At 68.1% G+C, this 21,182-nt stretch carries 18 protein-coding genes; 4 read left to right on the forward strand and 14 right to left on the reverse strand.

Annotation, left to right across the window (positions count from 1 at the left end):
• Positions 1 to 49: 49 nt before the first annotated feature.
• The 3 genes from IWX89_RS07205 to IWX89_RS07215 all read right to left on the reverse strand — a co-directional run bounded on the left by IWX89_RS07205 (position 50) and on the right by IWX89_RS07215 (position 5,493).
• A complete protein-coding gene (locus IWX89_RS07205) occupies positions 50 to 1,525 on the reverse strand; it encodes a glycoside-pentoside-hexuronide (GPH):cation symporter (RefSeq protein ID WP_196902866.1) in 1,476 nt (491 codons plus the stop codon).
• 123 nt (positions 1,526 to 1,648) lie between these two features.
• Positions 1,649 to 3,046, reverse strand: a complete 1,398-nt coding sequence (gene uxaC, locus IWX89_RS07210) for a glucuronate isomerase (protein WP_196902867.1) — start codon at positions 3,044 to 3,046, stop codon at positions 1,649 to 1,651.
• 20 nt (positions 3,047 to 3,066) lie between these two features.
• Positions 3,067 to 5,493, reverse strand: coding sequence for a tagaturonate reductase (locus IWX89_RS07215; protein ID WP_196902868.1), 2,427 nt, complete (start codon positions 5,491 to 5,493; stop codon positions 3,067 to 3,069).
• Between the two features lie 244 nt (positions 5,494 to 5,737).
• Here IWX89_RS07215 and IWX89_RS07220 point away from each other — a divergent pair, with 244 nt between their 5' ends.
• Complete coding sequence (locus IWX89_RS07220; protein ID WP_196902869.1) at positions 5,738 to 6,535, forward strand: IclR family transcriptional regulator; 798 nt, start codon at positions 5,738 to 5,740, stop codon at positions 6,533 to 6,535.
• A 216-nt stretch (positions 6,536 to 6,751) separates the two neighbouring features.
• Here the strand turns inward: IWX89_RS07220 and IWX89_RS07225 are convergent, their stop codons facing one another.
• From IWX89_RS07225 to IWX89_RS07235, 3 genes are all read right to left on the reverse strand, one after another.
• Positions 6,752 to 7,681, reverse strand: a complete 930-nt coding sequence (locus tag IWX89_RS07225; RefSeq protein ID WP_196902870.1) for a DUF559 domain-containing protein — start codon at positions 7,679 to 7,681, stop codon at positions 6,752 to 6,754.
• A gap of 329 nt (positions 7,682 to 8,010) precedes the next feature.
• Positions 8,011 to 8,478: a ribonuclease E activity regulator RraA gene (gene rraA, locus IWX89_RS07230; RefSeq protein WP_196902871.1), complete on the reverse strand. Its 468-nt coding sequence runs from the start codon at positions 8,476 to 8,478 to the stop codon at positions 8,011 to 8,013.
• A 79-nt stretch (positions 8,479 to 8,557) separates the two neighbouring features.
• On the reverse strand, positions 8,558 to 9,937 hold the full coding sequence (locus IWX89_RS07235; protein WP_196902872.1) for a wax ester/triacylglycerol synthase domain-containing protein: 1,380 nt from the start codon (positions 9,935 to 9,937) through the stop codon (positions 8,558 to 8,560).
• Positions 9,938 to 10,238: 301 nt separating this feature from the next.
• Between IWX89_RS07235 and IWX89_RS07240 the strand changes: the two genes are divergently transcribed.
• On the forward strand, positions 10,239 to 11,258 hold the full coding sequence (locus tag IWX89_RS07240) for a diacylglycerol kinase family protein (RefSeq protein WP_307836458.1): 1,020 nt from the start codon (positions 10,239 to 10,241) through the stop codon (positions 11,256 to 11,258).
• Positions 11,259 to 11,288: 30 nt separating this feature from the next.
• Here the strand turns inward: IWX89_RS07240 and IWX89_RS07245 are convergent, their stop codons facing one another.
• Positions 11,289 to 12,059: a hypothetical protein gene (locus IWX89_RS07245; RefSeq protein ID WP_196902874.1), complete on the reverse strand. Its 771-nt coding sequence runs from the start codon at positions 12,057 to 12,059 to the stop codon at positions 11,289 to 11,291.
• Positions 12,060 to 12,288: 229 nt separating this feature from the next.
• On the opposite strand from IWX89_RS07245, the gene heR reads away from it, so the two are divergent.
• Positions 12,289 to 13,089 carry a heliorhodopsin HeR gene (heR, locus tag IWX89_RS07250; RefSeq protein WP_196902875.1) on the forward strand — a complete coding sequence of 267 codons (801 nt, stop codon included), beginning with the start codon at positions 12,289 to 12,291 and terminating at the stop codon, positions 13,087 to 13,089.
• Between the two features lie 67 nt (positions 13,090 to 13,156).
• On the opposite strand, the gene IWX89_RS07255 is transcribed toward heR, so the two are convergent.
• The 7 genes from IWX89_RS07255 to IWX89_RS07285 form a co-directional block, all read right to left on the reverse strand.
• Positions 13,157 to 14,380, reverse strand: coding sequence for an ABC transporter permease (locus IWX89_RS07255; RefSeq protein ID WP_196902876.1), 1,224 nt, complete (start codon positions 14,378 to 14,380; stop codon positions 13,157 to 13,159).
• Between the two features lie 3 nt (positions 14,381 to 14,383).
• Positions 14,384 to 15,277 (reverse strand): ABC transporter ATP-binding protein, encoded by an 894-nt coding sequence (locus IWX89_RS07260; RefSeq protein WP_196902933.1) that lies wholly within the window; start codon positions 15,275 to 15,277, stop codon positions 14,384 to 14,386.
• A gap of 143 nt (positions 15,278 to 15,420) precedes the next feature.
• The gene (locus IWX89_RS07265; protein WP_196902877.1) at positions 15,421 to 16,962 is read right to left on the reverse strand and encodes a DHA2 family efflux MFS transporter permease subunit; all 1,542 of its coding nucleotides are present in this window, start codon (positions 16,960 to 16,962) and stop codon (positions 15,421 to 15,423) included.
• 441 nt (positions 16,963 to 17,403) lie between these two features.
• Positions 17,404 to 17,712, reverse strand: a complete 309-nt coding sequence (locus IWX89_RS07270) for a hypothetical protein (RefSeq protein ID WP_196902878.1) — start codon at positions 17,710 to 17,712, stop codon at positions 17,404 to 17,406.
• Positions 17,713 to 18,400: 688 nt separating this feature from the next.
• Complete coding sequence (locus IWX89_RS07275; protein ID WP_196902879.1) at positions 18,401 to 18,739, reverse strand: DUF86 domain-containing protein; 339 nt, start codon at positions 18,737 to 18,739, stop codon at positions 18,401 to 18,403.
• Positions 18,740 to 18,767: 28 nt separating this feature from the next.
• On the reverse strand, positions 18,768 to 19,220 hold the full coding sequence (locus IWX89_RS07280; protein WP_196902880.1) for a helix-turn-helix domain-containing protein: 453 nt from the start codon (positions 19,218 to 19,220) through the stop codon (positions 18,768 to 18,770).
• 74 nt (positions 19,221 to 19,294) lie between these two features.
• On the reverse strand, positions 19,295 to 19,849 hold the full coding sequence (locus IWX89_RS07285; protein ID WP_196902881.1) for a CGNR zinc finger domain-containing protein: 555 nt from the start codon (positions 19,847 to 19,849) through the stop codon (positions 19,295 to 19,297).
• Between the two features lie 84 nt (positions 19,850 to 19,933).
• Between IWX89_RS07285 and IWX89_RS07290 the strand changes: the two genes are divergently transcribed.
• Complete coding sequence (locus IWX89_RS07290) at positions 19,934 to 20,974, forward strand: DMT family transporter (RefSeq protein WP_307836459.1); 1,041 nt, start codon at positions 19,934 to 19,936, stop codon at positions 20,972 to 20,974.
• Positions 20,975 to 21,182 lie beyond the last annotated feature (208 nt).

Below are 21,182 nucleotides of genomic sequence, written 5' to 3' on the forward strand. Positions count from 1 at the left end.
CTTTCTCTCGTGTTGACGTGCGGGGTGAGGCGGGTGGTGACAGTGGGGACTAGGCGCGGGCCGCGGGGGCTTCTTCGCCGATGACGCCGTTCTCCCAGCGGCCTTCCTCCAGGTCGACCGCGATGGCGTGGTACTTCTTATCGCTCAGGCTGTAGAGGAAGTAGATGATGACGGCCGCGATCGTGAGGGCGACGGCCGGGTAGAGGGTCATCACGCTCTTGATGCCGGCCAGCGTGGCATCCGACTGGCTGGTCGCCTTGGCGACGTAGCCGGTGATGGCGAGCATTCCCGCTCCGACGAGGGCGGCGAGGGACTGGGCGACCTTGCGGGAGAAGTTGAATGCCGCGTAGGTCATGGTCTCCTTGCGAACGCCGGTGTGCCACTCGCCGTAGTCGATGGTGTCGGAGACGAAGGCCCAGGTGACGCCGTTCGGGATTGCGAGGGCCGCGTAGCCGATGGTGACGAGGATCATGAACGTCCACAGGTTCGTGGGGATGATGAAGTTGAGGCCGTTGGCGACGATGGAGACGACGAAGCCGAGCATGGCGGTCTTCTTCTTGCCCCACTTGGCGACCATCTTCGGGATGAACATGATGCCGACGATGGAGGCACCGATCATGACGAGGTTGAGCACGGCCTGGAGGGCGATGTTGCCGAGGTTGTACTGGGCGAAGAAGATCATCATCATGTTGTTGACATTCATCGAGGAGATGGTGAAGAGCGTCATCAGCACGAGGGCGAGCAGGGGCTTGTTGGTGAAGACGGCGCGGGCGTAGTCCTTGACGCCGTTCTTTTCGAAACCGACGGAGCGGTTGACGTAGACGCGTTCCTTGGTGCCGCGGTAGCAGACGTAGAACGAGACGACGCCGATGATGGCCATCACCATCGAGGCGAACATGAAGTTCCGTGCGGTCATGCCGCCGAAGATCATCATCATGGGGATGAACGCGAATCCGGTGATCCACTGCGCTCCGAGCGACCCGGCCTGGCGGGTGGTGGCGAGTTCGGCGCGATCCTTGATGTCGCGGGTCATCACCGAGGCCAGCGAGCCGTAGGGGTCGTTGGTGAAGGAATAAATGATGCCCCAGATCGCATACGTCGTGGCGGCGAAGGCGATCTTCCAGCCCATCTCCACGTCGGGCATCGTGAAGGTGACCACGGTCATCACGGCCAGGAGGATGGAGGAGACCATCATCACGGGCCTGAATTTTCCGCGTTTGCCGAAACGGCGGCTGTCGATGAACGCGGCCGCGATCGGGTCCATGAACGCGTCGAACAGTTTGCTGAGTGTGAAGATGAGGGCGACGACCGCGGGGGCGATGCCGGCCGTGTCGATCCAGAACTTGGTCAGGTAGCTCTGGCCGAGGTCGAACATGAAGCCGTTGCCGAAGTCTCCGAAACCGTAGGCGACCTTCTCCTTGCGGGAGATGCGGTCGATGACGGTGACGCCCGCGGTTCCCTCCGGCCCGGTCGCGCCCATGGCTCCCGGGATGGTCCTGACGCGTTTTTCCTTGCTGATACTCATGATGCGAAATCACTCCTTCGTGCTGGATATGGGGATCGAACCGTGCTGGTGTTGCCGTGCTGTTCGTGCGTGTCGTGCGGTGTTCATGGAGCCGGGATCGCGGGTCTGCAGCGGTGTGGTCGCTCAGAACCCGAAGTAGGTGTTGGCGTTGTTGTACGAGATGTCCTCGACCATCCGGCCGAGCACCTCCTCGTCGTCGGGGACCTCGCCAAGTGCCGCCCACTCGCCGAGCAGTTCGCAGAGGATCCGGCGGAAGTATTCGTGGCGCGGGTAGGAGAGGAAGCTGCGCGAGTCGGTCAGCATGCCGACGAAGTTGGAGAGCAAGCTCTCCTCCGCGAAGACGGACAGTTGCGTGCGCATCCCGTTGCGGGTGTCGTTGTGCCACCAGGCGTTCCCGAGTTGCAGCTTCTGCACGACGTCCTTCTGGTAGGAGGCCATCAGGGTGACGAGCGGAAGCCAGTCGTTGGGGTTGAGCGAGAAGATGATGGTGCGGGGAACCGCGTCCTCGGTTTCCATCGCGTTGAACAGCCGGGCGAGCGGCTCGGCGATGTTGCGGTCGTTGATCGCGTCGTAGCCGGTGTCGGCGCCCATCCGGGCGAACCCGGGGTCGTTGATGTTGCGCATCGCGTGGATGTGGAACTGCATCGTCCAGTCCTTCGCGCTGTAGATGCGCATCAGGGCCTTGAGCAGCGCGGTACGGTACTGGGCGATTTCCGTCGCGCCGAGCGTCGCGCCGGCACGGGCCGCGGTGACGATCGCGTCCAGCTCGGCGGCGGTCGCGTCGGCGTAGACGACGATGTCGAGGGCGTGGTCGGAGAGCCGGCTTCCCCTGGTGTGGAAGAAGTCGACGCGCCGGCTGAGCGCTTCAACGACATCCGCGAAGCCGTCGATGGTGACACCGGATGCCGCACCGAGCGTGTCGAGGTAGGCCGGGTAGCCGGCCTGGTCGATGTTGAGGGCTTTGTCCGGGCGGAAGGCCGGCAGCACGCGGAACGCGGTCTCGCTCTTCAGGAGTTCGTGCACGTGCAGGTCGTCCGCCGGGTCATCCGTGGTGACGACGATCTTGACGTTCATGCTCCGGATCAGGCTCCGGCGGGAGAACTCGGGCGTGGCCAGCAGCAGGTTGGCCGCGTCGTAGACCTCACGCGCGGTGTCGCGGGTGAGCACGGTGTCAATGCCGAAGAAGCGCTTGAGCTCGAGGTGTGCCCACACGTAGAGCGGATTGCCGAGGGCCTTCTCGAGGGTGCCCGCCCAGGCGTAGAACTTGTCGAAGTCCGCGCCGTCGCCGGTGATCAGGCGCTCAGGCACCCCGTTGGTGCGCATCAGGCGCCACTTGTAGTGGTCGCCATAGTTGTCGCCGCCGAGCCAGGCCTCGGTGATCGTGGCGAAGTTCCCGTCGTCCAGGATCTCCTGCGGGCTGAGGTGGCAGTGGTAGTCGACGATCGGCATGGTCTTCGCGTGGTTGTGGAAGAGTGCCTTCGCCATCGGTGTGGTGAGCAGGAAGTCGTCGTTCAAGAACATCGGTCGTGGTCCCTTGTCGATTACGCGTGCGCGGCGGTCGGCGCCGATGCCGTCACGCTGAGGTCGGCCAGGGTGGCGCGCACGCCGCGGCCGCGCAGGCTTTCGATGCCGGCCGCGACCTGGGCGGTGAGGCCCGCAACAGCGGTGAGGTCGGCTCCCCACAGGGTGTCGGTGGCGAGGATCGCGCCGACGTAGGCCTCGAGGTCACCGGCCACGGCGAGGTACTCCGCGTGGAAGATCTCGAGGGTTTCGGCTCCGTCGACCGGCTGCACCGTGACCGCGGGGTCGCCGCTGTAGGTGAGCAGCAGCGCGGAGAGCGCGAGGGTGATCCGCGGCGGGAGGGCGCTGTTCTTCCTGTGGAAGCTGAGCAGGATGGGCAGCAGGCGCGACCGGAATTTCGAGGCGGTGTTGAGGGCGATCGAGGCCAGTTCGTGGTGCATGAACGGGTTCTCGAAGCGTTCCTTGACGGATTCCGCATAGGCCGCCAGTTCGTCGTGCGGGAGGTCGAGCACGGGGATGATCTCCTCGTACATCTCGGCGTTGATGAATGCGGCGAGTTCGGCATCCGTCATCACGTCGCGCACCGTCTCGACGCCGTCGAGCCGGAAGATCGCGGCCATGGTCGTGTGCGGGCCGTTGAGCAGGAAGACCTTGCGTTCGCGGTACGGCGTCATGTTGTCGGTGACGGTCACGTTCAGGCCGGCCCGGCGAAGCGGCAGGATGCCTTCGAGCGCCTTCGGGCCTTCGATCACCCAGAGCAGGAACGGCTCGGCCTTCACGAGCGAGCTGTCCTCGTAGCCGAATTCCTCGGCGAGGGCTGCGGCGCGGTCGGCCGGGTAGCCGGGCACGATCCGGTCGACGAGCGTGGAGTAGAAGGTGTTGCTCTTGTTCAGCCAGGCGTCGAAGTCCGCGCCGAGCGACCACAGGGCGGCGGTCTTCTGCACGGCCTCCTTGAGCTTGGGCCCGTTCTGCTCGATCAGCTCGCACGGGATGATGTGGAATCCCTTCTTGCCGAGGGTGAAGCGTCTGAAGAGGAGCGCGGTCAGCTTGCCGGGGAAGCTCAGTTGCGGGGCGTCTTCGAGGCGGTCGCGGGCGTCGAAGGCGATGCCGGCCTCGGTGGTATTCGACACGATGAACTCGATGTCGTCGTCGGCGGCCAGATCGAGGTACGCCTGGTAGTCGAGGTACGGGTTGACGGTGCCGTTGACCACCGTGATCACCTCGTGGCTCTCGACTTCCTCGCCCTCGTGCAGTCCCTCCAGGAGCACGGTGAACAGCCCGTCCTGGGCGTCGAGGTCGGCGACGCGGCCGCCGGCGAGCGGTTGCACGATCTTCACGCCGCCGTTGAAGAGGCCCTGGTCGTTCATCTGCTGGATCTGCCAGTCGACGAACGCCCGCAAGAAGTTGCCCTCGCCGAACTGGATGACCTTCGTCGGCAGTTCGGTTCGGGCGGGAACGACGCTGTTCGAGAGTTTCTGCATGGGGGTCCGTTCGGTCGTGGAGTCGGTGTTCGTGCTGTTCGCGGTGTTCGTGCTGTTCGCGGTGTTCGCGCTGTTCGCGGGCGACTTCGTCGCGGTGATGGCAACCTGCATCCGGTGCGTCACGCCCGGCGCGATGGTGACGAGGTTGTCGCCGACATTGCAGGTCTCGACGCAGGCGGTCCGGGTCCACTCGGCGTCGCCGTAGTCGGCGATGGCGGATGCCTTCAGCTCGCCGGCGTTCCAGACCACCGTCTGCGCGGCGTTCCAGGCGACGGCGGTGACGCTGCGGTCGTTCGCCGGGTCGACGAGCGTGAGCTCGGGCGGCATCGGGTAGAGCCGGTCGATCTCCCGGCCGTGGAAGGTGACGGGCAGGAGTGAGCTCCCGGTGGATGCCGGCGTGGTCGAGCGGTCCAGGTAGGGCAGGGTCTCGAGTCCGGTCAGCACGCTCGTCGTGACGTCGCCGACGGAAAAGTAGGTGTGAAAGGCCTCTTCGAAGCTGAACGGCGTCTCGCCGCCGTTGCGCACGGTGAGCTCGAGTTCCAGCTGGGCGCCGACCGTGACGAAGTAGCGGGCCGTGAACGGGTGGAACCCCGCCGGCACGCCCGCACTGTCCTGGGTGAGCTCGAAGGTGAGTCGTGCCGCGTCGCCGAGGCGCTTTGTGTCCACGAGCGACCAGCCGGCCAGGCGGGCCCAGCCGTGGTTGGGGGCTGCGGCATCCGTTTTGTTCGGGCCGAACCAGGGGAAGCAGATCGGAACGCCACCGCGGAGAGGTGCGTCGTCGGAGAAGACGCCGAACTCGCTCATCCAGAGCACCGGCTGGTGGCCGGCCGGGGTGAAGCCGGCGACGTGGGCGCCGTGCAGGTAGATGAGCGCCGTTGCCGCGGGAACGGTGACCTCGACCGCTGCCAGGCCGCCGCGGCCGTCGACCAGGCGGATGCCCGGGGCGAGCCGTTCGGCGACGGGCATCACGATGCCACGGCGCAGTCCGATACGAAATGACTCGTATGGGTGTTCATATCTACCTCCTCGATGAGATCAGGTCCTGACGGATGTTCCGTCCAGCAGAACATCTTTCCGTCTGAAAGAACACTAGCACTTACGTAGGCAGGTTAAGAACCTGATTCCGCGATAGAATCAGCCTCAAGCGTTCCACCGGACAGAACAACCAGTTCACGGTCCATAAACGCAGTTCCAATTCACGAAGGGATCGATGTCAGTGACCCTGACCAACTCAATTCAGACGATTCCCACTGGCGCGTCCACCAAGGACAGCGCGGCCCGCAAACTGCTCCGAGTGCTCGAGGCCGTCTCCAGTCCGGGCGAGGCCCACCGGCTGAGCGACCTGGTCAAGGAGACCGGCCTCACCAAGACCAGCGTCTTCCGGCTCCTTTCCGAGCTGGTCGACGAGGGGTATGTCAGTCGCACCCCCGACGGCACGTATTCCCCTGGACGCGCCCTGCGTGTGCTCGCGCTCCGGCTCGCCAAGAACGGCACGGACGACTCCGACCAGGTGCGCACCCGGTTGAAGCGACTTCAGGAGGACGTGCAGAGCACCATCCATTTCGCCCTGCGCACCGGTGACTGGGCAACCTATGTCGAGAAGGTCGAGGACACCGCGCAGCCGATCCGGATGGCGTCGCGGATCGGGGCCCAGATCCCGTTGCATTCAACGGCCATCGGCAAGGCAGTGCTGGCCTACCTGCCCGAGAGCGAGGTGCGCAAATACGCCGCGAAGACGGGACTTCCGCGCCGCACAGACAAGACGATCACCGACGTCGAGAGCCTGCTGGCCGACGGCGAACTCGTGCGCAACCGCGGCTACTCGATCGACGACGAGGAGAACGAGGAGCACATCCGCTGCATGGCGACGCCCGTCTTCGACACCCGCAACAACCTGCTCGGCGGCATCGGCATCACCACGATCGCGCCTCTGGTCACGCAGCAGAAACTGGAGTCGTTCGCGCCCCTGCTGCTCACCGCGGCGCGCGACATCATGGGCCTCGTCTAGGGCAGTGTCTCGCGCCGCACGGAACGCCGGCTGAGTTGCGGAGAAAGCACCTTCGCCGGGCCCGCCAAGGTGTTTTCTCCGCAACTCGCGCTACGTTTGCGCTCTCGCGCGGGGCATCCGTCGCCTGGGGCCGGGTCGGGTACCACCGCACCGCCAACCAGTTGAGTTGCGGAGAAAGCACCCTCGCTGGGCCCGCCACGGTGTTTTCTCCGCAACTCAGCGGCGGCGGGTGCGTGTCCCGGTCCAACCGCGCCCGCGAAGGCGGCGCTCGATGCGCTCCACGAGCTCGGCCGGGTTGCGGAGGTCGTCGTCGGTGAACTGCAGCATCTGCCAGCCGGCATCCTCCACGCTCTGCACGCGACGGATGTCCCGCCGCCACTGGGCCCGATCGGTGCGGTGGTGATCCCCCTGGTACTCGAGCACGAGCCTGAACTCGGGGTAGACCAGGTCGCCGCGGGCGAGGAAGCGCCCCTGGGAATCGAAGATGTTGACGTTGCACTCCGGTTCGGGCAACCCTGCCAGCACGATGATCACCCGCAGCGCCGACTCCCGGGGCGATTCCGCACCGATGCGCAGCAGCGGGAGCGCCGCCCGCGCGCGCACCAGGCCGCGGCGGCTGGGGTAGCGGCCCAGCGCATCCGTCAGCTGCTGCAGCGTCGCGAGCGGATGCTCCCGGTGCACGATGTGGTCGCCCACGGCCACCAGCTCGACAAGGCTGAGCCCCGACGCCAGGTCGAGCCAGGTGCGCACCGGCCCCGTGTGCCGCAGGCCGCCCCGCCCCGCGAGCTCTCCGGGGGTGATGCGCACGCGGTGGCCGACGACGCCCCGGGCGTCCATGGCGCGACCGGGTTCGGCGATGCCGACGTGCAGCGGCCGTGTCGTCTCGAGGCGCCGCGGCAGCGGGAACCGCATGAGTTGCGCGGCGGTGACGTGCGTGAAGAAGGCGTGCGGGGGCATCCGCCGGGTGAGCGCCGCGCACAGCGCCTCGAGGTCGCCGCCGCTCGCGACGGGTGCCCGGATGCCCCAAAACGGCTTGCCGAGGTCGCTGCCGGCGAGACGCGAACGGCCCACGCCCGCGTCCCGGGCCTCGTTGACGAGGAACGCGCGCCCGCCGAACTCGTCGGGGAGCGGGATGCGGGCTGCCATGGGCTCGAGGATGCCGCATGTCGGCCGTGCCCGCCGCATCTGTCCACAGGCGGCCGCGGCCGTCGGCTGAGTTGCGGAGAAAGCACCCTCGTGGCGCGTGGGAACGTGCTTTGTCCGCAACTCAGCCCCCGGTCGGGCCTGGGCGGGCAGCCGCGCCGCCGCCGGGCGCGGGAGCGGGCCGCGCCGGGCGCAGGAGAGGGAGCGGCACCTGGCGGCCGCATCCGTCGCTGAGTTGCGGAGAAGGCACCTTCGTGTCGCGCGGGAGGGTGTTTTGTCCGCAACTCAACCCCGCACCAAGGGCAGGGGCAAGGCCACGGGCGAGGGCGCGCCTAGCGTTCGGCCAGGATGCCGTCCTCGTCGCAGTAGACCGTGCGGCCGGGGATGAAGCTCACTCCGTCGATCTCGACCACGGCATCCGCTGTGCCGAAGCCTCGTTTGGCGCTCTTGCGCGGGTTGCTGCCCAGCGCCTTCACCCCGAGATCGAGGGCGCCGATCGCGACCCGGTCGCGGATGGCGCCGTTGATGATGACGCCCGCCCAGCCGTTGGCGACGGCGCTTTCGGCGATCATGTCGCCCATCAGGGCGGTGCGCAGCGAGCCGGCGCCATCGACCACGAGCACGGCGCCGTTGCCCGGCGTGGCGAGGATCGACTTCACGAGGGCGTTGTCCTCGAAGCACGACACGGTGCGGATGGGGCCGCTGAAGCGCGCCCGCCCGCCCAGCGACTGGAACTGAGTGGCGACGGACTGGAGGTCCTCCCCATGCTCGTCGTAGAGATCGGCAGTGAGCTCGGTCATCGGTACCCCTCGGCTTCATCGGACGTGCGGTCCCTCCAGCGTACGACGCCGACGGTGACGGATGCCCCGAACGGCGCTCTCACGTGGCGGGCGCGGCGAGCGCGGCGAGCGCGGCCAGCCCGGCCAGCTCCTCGGCGAGCAACCCCCGCAGCGCGGCCAGGTCGGGGCAGGCATCCGGGTCGGCGATGAGCGTGATCGTGAGGCTGCCCGCATAGGAGAGCACGGCGAAGGAGACCGTGACGTTGCCGGTCGCGGCGCTCAACGGCACGATCGCGCCGACCGGGCAGCCGAAGATCGAGAGCCGCTGCTCCGGCCCGCGCAGATTGCTCACAAAGGTGTGGATCAGCCGCTGCCGGTCGACGAACCACTGGAACAGGCCGGTCCGTGCGAGCACCCGGAAGAACGGGCCGAGCAGCGCCGTCGTCGCACCGGGCGACGACCGCTTCGCACGCCTCGTGCCCTGGGCGACGAAGCGCAGCCGGAGCGCCGGGTCGCCTGCTCCGGGCACCCGGATCGGGATCACCCCGCTCCGGTTTCCGAGTTCCCCCGCTGTGGCGCCGCGCCGCTCGGAGAACGGCACCGAGACAATGAACCGGTCCTCGTGCTCGCCCCGCGACGCGAGCAGGCGGTGCAGCGCGCCACCGATCGCGGTCAGCACGACATCGTTGACCGTCGCGCCCTGGGCGCGACCGGCAGCGCGGATCCCGTCCAGCGGCACCGTGACCGTCGCGAACCGGCGCCGCGGGCCCGTCGGCGCGTTCAACGAGGTCGGCCGCAGGCGCGTCCAGCGCACCGAACGCAGCTCGACGGCCGCGTCGCCGAGTCGGCGCAGCAGCGCGGGCATCCGTTTCAGCGAGCCCAGCCGCCGAGCCCAGGCGTCCACGGCCAGCCGGCGAACGGATGCCCGCGGCCGCGGAAACCCGGATCCCGCGGCCCCGGGCGTCCCGGCTCCTGACCCCGCACCGTCGACGAGCCCGGCCAGCACGGCCAGGCCGGCCACGCCGTCGGCGAGCACGTGGTGGAAGACGATGACCAGCGCCGCCCGGTGCTCCCCGACCTCGGTCACCAGTGTGGCAGCCCAGAGTGCACGGGACCGCGGCAGCGGCGTGACGAGCATCGCCGCGGCCAGGTCGAGCACCGCCTGCTCTCCCCCGGGCGCCGGGCAGGCGACAACGCGCACGTGCCGGGACACGTCGAACCCCGGATCGTCGACCCAGATCGGCCGCCCGCAGCCGAACGGAACGTTCACGAGTCGCTGCCTGAGCCGCGGCACGCCGGGGAGGCGCCGGGCAAGCTGCTCCACGACCCGCGTGGCGTCGAGTTCGGTCGCCGACCCGGCCCGGCCGTTCGTGTCGAGGAACAGCACGGCGCCCACCTGCGTGGGCGTGGTTCCGCGCTCGGTGGCCAGCGACATCAGGTCGTCGGCGCTCACCCGGTCAATCCGCAGGGACGTCCCCATGCCTCGAACGATACCCGCGACGAGGCGTGGGTTGAGTTGCGGACAAAACACCTTCCCGCACGCCGCGAGGGTGCTTTCTCCGCAATTCAGGCACGCCGGCGATTGAGCCCCGGCCGGTGAATGAGCTTGTCGAAATCGCCGGGTCTCGACAGGCTCGACCACCGGGTCCACCGGCAGGCGTGACGAATCCGGCGCGGGCCCGTCCTATCAGTGACGGATGTCGCACCACCGTGACCGCCGAATCTGCGCGACGATAGAATCCCCGCACCTGACCCGTGCACCTGAACCCGGAGGACACCCCGTGACGAGCACCGACCTGCCCCAGTCCGACCAGGCTGACCGCACCCCCAAGACCAGCGGCCCGGGCCTCGCCGCGGTCGTCTACAACCCGATCAAGGTCGACCTCGCCGCGCTCAAGAGCGCCGTCGCGGCCGCGGAGTCCGCCGCCGGCTGGCCGGAGACGCTGTGGTTCGAGACCTCGGCCGATGACCCCGGCCAGGGTCCGGCCGATCGGGCGCTGGAGGCCGGGGCATCCGTCGTCATCGTGGCCGGCGGCGACGGCACCGTGCGCGCGGTCGCCGAGGTCGTGCACGGCACCGACTGCGCGCTCGCCCTGGTGCCGTCGGGCACCGGCAACCTGCTTGCCCGCAACCTCAAGCTGGTGCTCGACGACCCGGAGCAGTCCATCCACGCGGCGTTCACCGGCTTCGACCGGGCGATCGACGTGGCCATGATCGACATCGAACGGGACGACCGCTCGGTCGACCGGCACGCCTACCTCGTGATGGCGGGGCTCGGCCTCGACGCGAAGATGCTTGCCAACACCGACGACGCGCTCAAGGCGAAGGTCGGCTGGCTGGCCTATGTGAAGGCCCTGGTCGCGGTCGGCCAGGACAAGAACGACCTGCGCTTCCGCTACAGCCTGAACAAGCAGCCGACGCAGTCCATGCGCGCGCACACGATCATGGTCGGCAACTGCGGTTCGCTCCCCGCCAACATCGTGCTGCTGCCCGATGCCGTGGTCGACGACGGGGTCTTCGACATCGTCGTGCTCAAACCGGAGGGTGTTCTGGGCTGGGTGCAGATCCTGTCCAAGGTGATCTGGGAGAACGGTGTGCTCGCCCGCACCCGGCTGGGCCGACGGTTCCAGACGAAGGATGTCGCCGCCCTCAACTACGCGACCGGCACCGAACTCGTCCTCCGCCTGCACCGCCCCGAGGAGATCGAACTCGACGGTGACGAGTTCGGCAAGGCCGTCGCGCTGAAGACCTGGATCGACCCGGCCAGCCTCACCGTGCGGGTGCCCAACGACGCCGCGTAGCCGCGGCTGTATCTGGCGAGCCGGTTCGGCTCAGGCGTTCAGCCGGTTCACCAGGCTGCCGGGCAGGTGACGGGCGAGCCTCCACCCGAAGAACACCCCGACGGCCGCCGTGGCCACCGCGCCTCCCGGGCCATAGGCGTGCAGCGCGCTCGTCAGCATGGTGCCCAGGGACTCGAGCAGTGACCCGCCCTGCTCGAGAGCGCTGCCGAGTCCGCCCACGCCGATTTCGCCGGCGATGTAGCCCGAGAGCCCGAAGCAGAGCAGGGCGGAGACGAGCTCGCCCAACCGAGCCTGCAGGCCGAAGGACAGCGCGACCGCCAGCAGGGCGAAGCCCAGCGCCCCGCTGAAGCTCACCGAGTACAACAGCCAGGGCGCGCCCGGCGCCGCGGCGAGCATCTCCGGCGAATACACGCCTGAGACGAGCGGGATGCCGACGAACCCGGCCACGCCGAGAAGGTCGAGACCATGTCCGAGCCGCGAATCGGGCGGCTCCGCGTCGACGTCACGGTCATCGGCGAACGACGGCACGAGCGACAGCGCCACGGTTGACGGTGCGAACCCCGGTGCGAACTCCGGCGCGAACGGCGACGCCCCGACCCCGCCCGGCCGGGGCTGATCCGATCCGGCGGGGCTCGCGGCATCCGTCGGCACCGTCGGCGCCGTCGCCATCGCCGGGTACTCCTGTTGGGATTCGACGGCGCCGTCGCTGTAGTGCACCGTCAGCCAGCCGCCATCGCGCGTCACGTCCGCGAACGCCACGCCGACCGCCTCGTCCCGCGTGCGGTGGACGCTCAACTCCACGCAATCCGGCACGCTGGACACAAACCACACGTTGTCATTGTCTGAATATCCGACAGTTCGGGATGTCGAAACCATGCGGCCATTCAGCACCGAGATCAGGTATTTCGCAAGGGCGAGCCAAGTCCGGACCGGGGCCGGCCGCGGTCTGGTCGGCGACATCATGACGCCTCGCCACAGCGCACGGAGACCCTGATACTCTCGGCCTCATCGACCAGCGAAGGGGAACCCGATGGCACGCAAGAGCTACACCGTGGATGACAAGATCTCCCGCCTGCGCGTCTACAACCTTGTGGCCGGGTCCCTGCATCTGGTGCAGGCCCTCGGATTCGCCTACATCCTCACCCTGTTGAGCGACCAGGTCACCTTCGCCGTCACCGCCGACTATCTCGCCGGTCCTCCCGGCGTGCCGCTGCCGCCCGAACGCGTGACCCTGTTCGACGTGAACGTCGGCATCGGTGTGGTCGCCTTCCTGGCCCTGTCGGCGTTCTTCCACTTCCTGATCTCATCGCCGATGTTCTTCCCCCGCTATGCGGCCGGGCTGAAGAACAACCACAACTACTTCCGCTGGGTCGAGTACTCGCTGAGTTCCTCGATCATGATCTGGCTGATCGCGCAGATCACCGGCATCACGGATGTCGCCGCCCTGTTCTCGATCTTCGCCGCGAACGCCGCGATGATCATGTTCGGAGCGCTGCAGGAGAAGTACGAGACTCCCGGCAACGGCAGGTTCCTGCCGTTCATCTTCGGGTCGATGGTGGGCGTGGTGCCGTGGGTCGTCATCCTGATCTACTTCATCGCTCCCGGCTCGAACTCGGAGACCGCACCGCCGGCCTTCGTGTACGGCATCATCATCTCCCTCTTCCTGTTCTTCAACACGTTCGCGGTCAACCAGGTGCTGCAATACCGCCAGGTCGGTGGCTGGCGCGACTACCTGCGCGGCGAGCGCGCATACATCACGCTGAGCCTCGTCGCCAAGACCGCGCTGGCCTGGCAGGTCTTCTCCGGCGCGATCATCCCGGCGCTCACCTAGGACCCGTGCGACTCGCGCCCGGGCGCCGCACTCACCCGCGCACTCACCCGCGCGCTCACCCGCGCGCTCACCCCCGCGAGCGGGCGAACACGGTGCGCAGCGAGACCTTCTTCGAGTACTCGACCGAGCCGTACCGGAACAGCTGCACGGCGAGCCGGAGCACGATCCCGCCGAGGATGAAGAGTTCGGCGATGACGATGCCGGACTCGACCGGGCTCAGCGAGCCGAGCCCGTTGCGGAGCATCGCGGTCACCGGGGCCGAATACGGGAAGAACGTGAACAGCTGCACGATCAGCGCGTGCGGGTCGGAGACCACCAGCGACGCCGCATAGAGGGGCACGAACACCAGCGCCATCATGATGCCGAAGACCTGGCTGGCCTCTTTGGCTGTGGGCATGATCGCCCCGGCCGCGACCAGGGTGCCCATGAACAGGGTGAACCCTCCGATCAGCAGCAGCGCGCCGACGACCATCTGGCCGGGGTTCACGATCAGCTGGGAGAGGTCCACATCGGGCAGGCTCAGCGAGGTCCGGAAGAACAGGTAGCCGACCAGCACCGGCAGGATGAAGACGACCATCTGCACGATCCCGATGATGAACAGGGAGATGATCTTGCCGGTGATCAGGGTGGTCGGATTCAGGGTGGTCAGGATCATCTCGGTCACCCGGTTCTCCTTCTCCTCGAGCGTGCTGGTGAGCATCTGGTTACCCAGCATCACGATCACCACGTAGAAGATCAGCAGGAACAAAAGCGGCGCCACGGCGCCGAGGAACCCGCCGGACACGGCGCCGTCCTTGTAGGTGATCGCATCCACCTGGAAGGAGCCCCTGGCCAGGCCGGTGAGGGTCTGGTCGCCGATCTCCGCCTGCGCACTGGCGACCATCAGCTTGGTGGCCACGGAGGAGTACTTGCCGTTGTCGAAGATGCCCAGGTCGGCGCCGTAGACCATCGTGGCCTGCTTGGTCGGCTTCGCCGGATACGCGAAGTAAGCCGCCGACTTGCCCGACTTCACGTCCGCGACCGCCTGCGCCTCGTCGGCCGCGACGGTGCCGCCGAACGCGGCGGCGAGGGTCGGGTCGATCCGACCGGATGCGTCGCTGTAGGTGAACCGGAGGGTCGCATCCTTCTGGGAGTCGACTTTGCTCTCGGTGGTGGTGTTGGAGATGACGATGAGGGCGATCACGATGCCCAGGATCACGGGCACCAGCAGGGTCGTCAGCCAGAACTGCTTCTTCTTGAAGGTGCGGGTGACCTCGAACGAGATGACCGTGCCCAGGTTGTGCCGCGCCATGGTCTACTCCCCCGCGGTTTCGTCGGTGCCGGCGGTGTTCTGGTCGCCGTACACGGCGACGAAGATGTCATCGAGCGAAGGGCGGCCGGCGGTGAACCCGCGCACGATGACCCCGGCATCCATCAACTCCCGCAGGATGAGCGCCTCGTCGACCGGAGCGGTCACGGTGAGTTCGGCGTAGGTGCTCTCACGCCGAGTGACCGTGTAGTGACGGGATGCCGGGATCTCGCCGGAGTACTGCAGCCGCACGACGGTTCCGCCGTACTGGTCCTGCACGGCCTCGACCGTGCCGTAGGCCTCCACCTCGCCGTTCTTGAGGAGCACGACCCGGTCGCAGAGCCGCTCCACCTCCTCCATCTGGTGGGTGACCATCAGCACCGTGGCGCCGGCGCGTTTCTGGTCTTCGATGATGTCCATCAGCAGCTTGCGGTTGACCGGGTCGAAGCCCTTGGTGGGCTCGTCGAGGATGAGGAGTTCGGGGTCGTTCATGATCGTCACGCCCAGCTGCACTTTCTGCTGCTGGCCGCCGGAGAGCTTGTCCAGGCGCACCTTCGCCTTGTCACCGAGCGCGACCCGCTCCAGGTATTCGTGTGACCAGGCCACCGCGGCCGCCTTGCTCAGGCCCTTGAGTCGGCCGAAGTAGGTCATCACGTCGATCACGGACTCCTTCTTGTAGAGTCCGCGCTCTTCGGGCAGGTAGCCGAGCCTGGCGCCGTCCTCCGGTGCGAAGGGCCGCCCGTTGATGTGCAGCACCCCGGCCGTGGCCTGGTAGATGCCCAGCAGCGCCCGGATCGTGGTGGTCTTGCCTGACCCGTTCGAGCCGAGGAAACCGAACGTCTCACCCCGGTTGATGTCGAAGGACAGGTCGCGGATGACCGTGGTGCGGCCGAAGTCCATCCGGAAGTTGCTGATGTGCACGAGCGGCTCGGAGTCAGGCCGCGCCGCCGCCGCGGGCCGCGCCTGCCGGTCGAGCGTGTCACTCGGTGTGAGAAGTGAAGAAGTCATGCCGAAAATCCCCCCAGTTTCGTTACTAGACGACGTTACACCGGAGGGGTCCTACCGCCCTCGACGGCCGGGGCCGCGCGGCGGATGAAGAACGCCGCGGGGATCGCGAACAGTGAGATCACGGCGCCGCAGAGGAACGCGGCGTGGATTCCCGCGGAGGTGGCAGCGACATCCGTTGCCCCGCCGGCCAGCCGTGACGCGGCGACGGATGCCATCACGGTCACGAACAACGCAGTGCCGGCCGCCCCGGCCAGCTGCTGCACGGTGCCGACCATGGCGCTGCCGTGAGAGTAGAGCTCGGGGCGCACGGCGGCCAGGCCCGCGGTGAACAGCGGGGTGAAGAGCAGTGCGAGGCCGAAGCTCAGCGTGACGTGGGCGGCGAGCACCCACCACTGAGAGGTGTCGGAGCGCAGCAGGGTCATCGCCCAGAACACGGCGCTGACGATGACCGCCCCGGTGACGAGCAGGCGGGTCGGCCCGGAGCGGTCGTAGAGCCGGCCGACGGTGGGCGCGAGCAGCCCCATCACAAGGCCTCCGGGCAGCAGGAGGAGGCCGGTGGTGAGCGCGGGCAGGCCGAGCACGGTCTGCATGTAGATCGGCAGCAGGATGATGGTGCCGAACAGGGCCATCATGCTGATCGCCATCATCACGATCGCGAAGGTGAAGGTGCGCGAGCGGAAGGTGCGCAGGTCGAGCAGGGCGCCGTCGCGCTTCTGCAGTGCGAGCTGGCGGAGGATGAACAGGGCCAGGCCGAGCGCGCCGACGGCCAGCGGCAGCCAGCCGGAGACCGAGGCGATGCCGCCGGCGGAGCCGAGGTTGCTCAGCCCGTAGACGAGCCCGCCGAAGCCGAGCGCGGAGAGGATCACCGAGAGCACGTCGATCGGCGTTTTCGTCGGGGTGGTCACGTTCTTCATCAGGATGCCGCCCACGATCAGCGCGGTCAGCGCGATCGGGAGCACGAGGATGAACATCCAGCGCCAGTCGAGCACGCTGAGGATGGCGCCGGAGATGGTGGGCCCGATCGCCGGGGCGACCGAGATGACGATGGAGATGTTGCCCATCATCCGGCCGAGGTGCGCCGGCGGCACGAGGGTCATCACGGTGGTCAGCAGCAGCGGGAACATGATCGCCGTGCCGGTGGCCTGCACGACCCGGGCGGCCAGCAGCACCTCGAAGCCGGGCGCGAGCGCCGCGATCAGGGTGCCCGTGCTGAACAGGGTCATCGCCGCGATGAACACCGGCCGGGTGTTGAAGCGCTGCAGCAGGAACCCGGTGATCGGGATGACGACGGCCATCGTGAGCATGAACGCGCTGGTCAGCCACTGCGCGGCGCTGGCCGTGATGTTCAGGTCGCTCATCAGCCGCGGCAGGGCCACGCCCATGATTGTCTCGTTGAGGATCACGATGAAGGTGGAGATCAGCAGCAGCGTGATGACCAGCCGGTTGCGGATGCCGAGGGCCGCCTCGGCGGCGGATGCGGCGGCCGCGTGCGCTGCGGCATCCGTGCCCGTGGCCGGGCCTGCGGGGTTTGCGTCGGTGGTGCTGGTTGTGTTGCTGGCGGTGGCGGTTTCGGTCATGCGAAGGTCCCGTCGAGGTGTGCGATCAAGAGGTGCGGTGAAGAGGTGCGGCCACAAGGTGCCGCGGCAGGCAGGGCCGACCGACGGCCGCGCGGACGAACGGCTGCAACGAACGGCTGTGCAGAGAGGTAACCGGTCGGGCGCCGGCCACATTCCGAGAATACAAAAGTCGCGCGGGTGCCGCTACGGCCCCCTCGACCTGACACGTGCCGAGCGGGAAAACACTGTCGCTGACCAACACGGTGGCTAGCTCAGGAAGACCTTCGTCGCATCCGCAAACTGCCGCGTGTTTCCGCGGGCGGATGCCGCGACTCGCCGGATTCTCCTGAGTTCGCCACGTGGGGCGGCCGGCCCGCCCCCGCGCGATGTGACGCAACGGGTCCACGGCGACCGGAAAGGCCGCCGTGGACGCCGAACGTCGGAGCCGAAAGACACTGCCCCTCATCGGAAGGGCACGGTCATCCGGTACCTGAGCAGGTCCACGCGCAGGCGTTCCACGGCCCGCTCGCGCTCCTCGCGGACGCGGAGGGCGGTCTCCCACTCCTCCGCCTCCACAGCAATGGGGGCGGGAGTGCGCACCGCGCCCGGGCGCCGCCCCCACTTGATCAGGGCGACGCCCACGTGCAGGGCCAGGCGATCGATCGGGCCGACGCGCCGCGGCCGGGGCTGCGGGCGCTCCGGCGCCTGTTCGGGCCGCGGTTGCGGCGGGTGGTCGTGGCGACCGGGTGTGGTCGACAGGGTTGTGTTCATGGTGGTTGAGCCTCACTGTGACGGTGCAGGCACGACGGATGCGCTCGCATCCGTCGGTGCACCGGCGGGGCCGCCTGAGGCGGCACAGGGATGACATCGTCAGAGCGATGTCGGGGAAGCGATCGCAGAAGCGATCGCACCGAAGGCGCGGAGTGCGCCGGTTTCGGCACGGACGTCGAGGGCGTCACCGCCCGACGGGCGGCGGAATCTCGCGGCCGATCAGTCGGTGGTGACGCCGACGAGGCCGGCGGTCGTGCAGGTAAATGCTGAATAATCTGAACGAATCATGTGCGGCTCCTCTCGTCAAATGGCGTGGATTTCAACCTACCGGGCAAACAGCCGGCCACGCAAGCATTCCGGCGAATTGGAGCGGTCGACCTCGCCGCCGGGCCCACATCCTCGCAATCGACCCCGACCCGCCCGCTCGTCCGTCCGTCCGTCCGTCCGTCCGTCCATCCTTCAGCTTGTCAGCCCGTCCGTCCTTTGTGCACAACTCCTGCAATTCGGCAGTGCTGTTCCAGACTCCCGCGTGATTACGCGGGCAGCCCGCGCGGCCGTCGGAATTTGCAGGAGTTATGCGCGTCGCGGTCGCCTCACAGCCATGCGCGTCACTGTGGGAATCCGACCACGCGGCGACGGCGGGAGTCGGGGCACGACTGGGACTTCAAGGCTGGGAGGAATTCGGCCCCTACGCGATCCCCAGCTGCACCAGCAGGCGCGAAAATTCGGTGACGAGGGCGTTCCAGACGATCTGGTAGTCGGTGTTCGCGTAGTCGTGCACGAGATAATTGCGCATGGCGCGCAGCTCGGCCCAGGCAACCTCGGGATGCTGGTCCCGATAGCCCTCGGGCAGTCGTTCGACCGCAGTCTGCAGGTCGATCACGATGGCCTTGGCGGCGAGTTGTTGAGTTCGGTCCGCGCGGTCGAAGAACACTGCGCGGCCGCGCGCCGTGATGAGGCCCGCGTGGCGCACCAGGTCACGGATGTCGGCGAGCAGGGCATCCGTTCGATCGAATTCGTGAGTCATCGGGTTTCGCTCCCGCCGCTCCGGTCGCTCACAGCGACACGGCCTCGGCGATGGCCCGGTCACGGATTGCGCCCTCGGCCCGGTCGCTCATCACGTCGACGTGCACGCCGAGGAGTTGCTCGAGGTCGAGGACGAGTCCGGCAGCATCGAGGATGGAGGCCTCGGGGGCGAAGGAGACAAGGAGGTCGATGTCGCTGCCGACGGTATCCGTGCCCCGCGCGATGCTGCCGAAAACGCGCACGTTGCCGGCGCGGCGACGGCCGGCCAGTTCGAGCACGCGATCGCGCTCGCGCAGCAACACGGCCGATGGTCGCTCGGCGGTCGCGGCCAGGATGCGGGCCAGAGTCTCCGGGCGCGGCTGCACGCGACCGGTTTCGTAGGCCGAGAGATTGGGTTGCGGTACTCCCGCGCGCACCGCCAGCTGGCTCTGCGAGAGCCCGGCGCGTGCACGGGCTTCGAGTATGCGGTCCGGCGTCCTCATGCCGGAATCATAGCTCTCGACTATAGGAAGGCTCAGGGGACTTGTCCTCAGCTACGCAGCACTGCGGGCACGCGTCAGGCCTGCGCGCCCTTCCGCTTGCGGAACGCGATCATGTTCATCCGGCTGCCGCAGCGCGCACTGCAGAATCGTTTGGACCCGTTGCGGGAGAGGTCGAGGATGAGGCCCTCGCAGTCGTCGGCCTCGCAGATCCTCAGCCGCTTCATCTCGTCCATCCGGATCACGTCGGTCAGGGCGAGCGCGGCCTCCACGCGCATCCGCTCGCCCAGCGGAGCGTCGGGCGTCGTCGCGTGCAGGTGCCAGTCGGAGCCGTCATGCCGGGCGAGGTAGGGCAGCGCGTGCGCCTCCGCGAGCATTGAGTTCACCTGGAGAACGGCGTCGTCCCGATCGAGGGCCCACACCAGCCGCACCTGATCGCGGGCGCGCAGCACGTCTCGCCGTTCGCGCTCGTCCCCGTCGATCCGCCCAGAAAAGGGGTACTGGGCGAGGAATTCCGCCAGTTGGTCGAGGGTCGCAAGCTCGTCGGTGCCGCTGCGGGAGGCCACCGGATCGGTGTTGCCGAGCTCAACGGCGAACTCCAATGCCTCCTCTGTGTCATGGGCAAAATGCATGTTGACTCCTAACGGACCATCGCATATTGTTATGGTCGTAATCAATTGTAGACCGCAACATGCAGCGCTCCGGGAGGAGACATCGTGAAGATCTCGTCGACGTCGGGCGGCCTGGCAGTGGCGGTGCTGGGGTCCGTCACGTTCGGCACCTCCGGCGCGTTCATCAAACCGCTGCTCGAGTCGGGCTGGTCCCCGACCGCGGCCGTCACCGCGCGCGTGGTCGTCGGCGGGCTCGTGCTGCTGCCGGTCGCGCTCGTCTCGTTGCGCGGCCGCTGGTCCGCGCTGTGGCGGGCGCGCTGGCGGGTGCTCGTGATGGCCATCGTCGGCGTCGCCGTCACCCAGCTCTTCTATTTCGCCGCGATCCAGACCATTCCGGTGGCGACGGCGCTCCTGATCGAGCTGCTCGCGCCGCTGCTGCTGGTCGCCGTGGTGTGGGCGACGACCCGGCGCATCCCGCGCGCCCTCGTGCTGGTCGGCTCGGCCTTCGCCGTCGGCGGGCTGCTGCTCGTGATCGGCCCGGGTGCCATTCGCACCGTCGACCCGGTCGGTCTGACGTTCGCATTCCTCGCCATGGTCGGCTGCGCGATCTACTTCGTCGTCGCGGCCCGCCCCAGCGACGGACTTCCGCCGGTCGCGTTCGCGGCATCCGGTCTCGTGCTGGGCGGCCTGATCCTCGGGGTGCTGGGTGTCAGCGGTCTGCTTCCATTGACCGTGACCCTCGGCGACCTGCCGCTCGCGGGCATCGAGCTGCCATGGTGGGTGCCGCTCGTCATCGTCGCGGTTGTCAGCACCGCGATCGCCTACGTCGCCGGCATCACCGCGGCCGAGGCGCTCGGGTCGCGGCTGGCCTCCTTCGTCTCCCTGCTCGAGGTCGTCTTCGCTGCGCTGTTCGCGTGGCTCCTGCTCGGCGAACAGCTCATGCCCCTCCAACTCCTCGGCGGCGCGCTGATCCTCGGCGGCATTGCGGCCGTGCGGGCCGCGGGCTCCGCCGACGACATCCCCGCCATCGCCGCCGAGACGCTCGCCCTGCCGGCGCTCGCCCTGCCGGCGCTCGCCCTGCCGGCGCACGGCCTGCCGGTGCTCGACCTGCCGGCGCTCGGGCGCGAGGTTCTCGAGCCCCGCTGAATCGTCCCCGGCGCTCCCAGGCCGCGCCGGTTTCCGCAGGCCGCCCCCGCCGTTGCGGGCGCGGGCTGTGGTTGCGGGCACGGGCTGCGGTTGCGGCTGCGGCTGCGGCTGCGGTTGCGGGCTGCGGTTGCGGCCGCGGTTGCAGCGCGGGCTGAACGGAAGGGACGCACACCGCCCTGTCCGCGGGCAACATCGCGGCCGCCGCCTG

This window comes from Cryobacterium sp. MP_M3 (assembly GCF_015752155.1).
Taxonomy (GTDB): Bacteria; Actinomycetota; Actinomycetes; order Actinomycetales; family Microbacteriaceae; genus Cryobacterium.

Excerpts from the sequence above, each read along its gene's own strand:
- heR (WP_196902875.1), top strand. The coding sequence starts at position 12,289 with ATGGCACGCAAGAGCTACACCGTGGATGACAAGATCTCCCGCCTGCGC.
- IWX89_RS07255 (WP_196902876.1), bottom strand. The coding sequence starts at position 14,380 with ATGGCGCGGCACAACCTGGGCACGGTCATCTCGTTCGAGGTCACCCGC.
- IWX89_RS07265 (WP_196902877.1), bottom strand. The coding sequence starts at position 16,962 with ATGACCGAAACCGCCACCGCCAGCAACACAACCAGCACCACCGACGCA.
- uxaC (WP_196902867.1), bottom strand. The coding sequence starts at position 3,046 with ATGTTCTTGAACGACGACTTCCTGCTCACCACACCGATGGCGAAGGCA.
- IWX89_RS07260 (WP_196902933.1), bottom strand. The coding sequence starts at position 15,277 with ATGGACTTCGGCCGCACCACGGTCATCCGCGACCTGTCCTTCGACATC.
- IWX89_RS07275 (WP_196902879.1), bottom strand. The coding sequence starts at position 18,739 with ATGACTCACGAATTCGATCGAACGGATGCCCTGCTCGCCGACATCCGT.
- IWX89_RS07280 (WP_196902880.1), bottom strand. The coding sequence starts at position 19,220 with ATGAGGACGCCGGACCGCATACTCGAAGCCCGTGCACGCGCCGGGCTC.
- IWX89_RS07235 (WP_196902872.1), bottom strand. The coding sequence starts at position 9,937 with ATGGGGACGTCCCTGCGGATTGACCGGGTGAGCGCCGACGACCTGATG.
- IWX89_RS07205 (WP_196902866.1), bottom strand. The coding sequence starts at position 1,525 with ATGAGTATCAGCAAGGAAAAACGCGTCAGGACCATCCCGGGAGCCATG.
- IWX89_RS07225 (WP_196902870.1), bottom strand. The coding sequence starts at position 7,681 with ATGGCAGCCCGCATCCCGCTCCCCGACGAGTTCGGCGGGCGCGCGTTC.
- IWX89_RS07215 (WP_196902868.1), bottom strand. The coding sequence starts at position 5,493 with ATGCCCGTCGCCGAACGGCTCGCCCCGGGCATCCGCCTGGTCGACGGC.
- IWX89_RS07285 (WP_196902881.1), bottom strand. The coding sequence starts at position 19,849 with ATGCATTTTGCCCATGACACAGAGGAGGCATTGGAGTTCGCCGTTGAG.
- IWX89_RS07220 (WP_196902869.1), top strand. The coding sequence starts at position 5,738 with ATGTCAGTGACCCTGACCAACTCAATTCAGACGATTCCCACTGGCGCG.
- IWX89_RS07270 (WP_196902878.1), bottom strand. The coding sequence starts at position 17,712 with ATGAACACAACCCTGTCGACCACACCCGGTCGCCACGACCACCCGCCG.
- rraA (WP_196902871.1), bottom strand. The coding sequence starts at position 8,478 with ATGACCGAGCTCACTGCCGATCTCTACGACGAGCATGGGGAGGACCTC.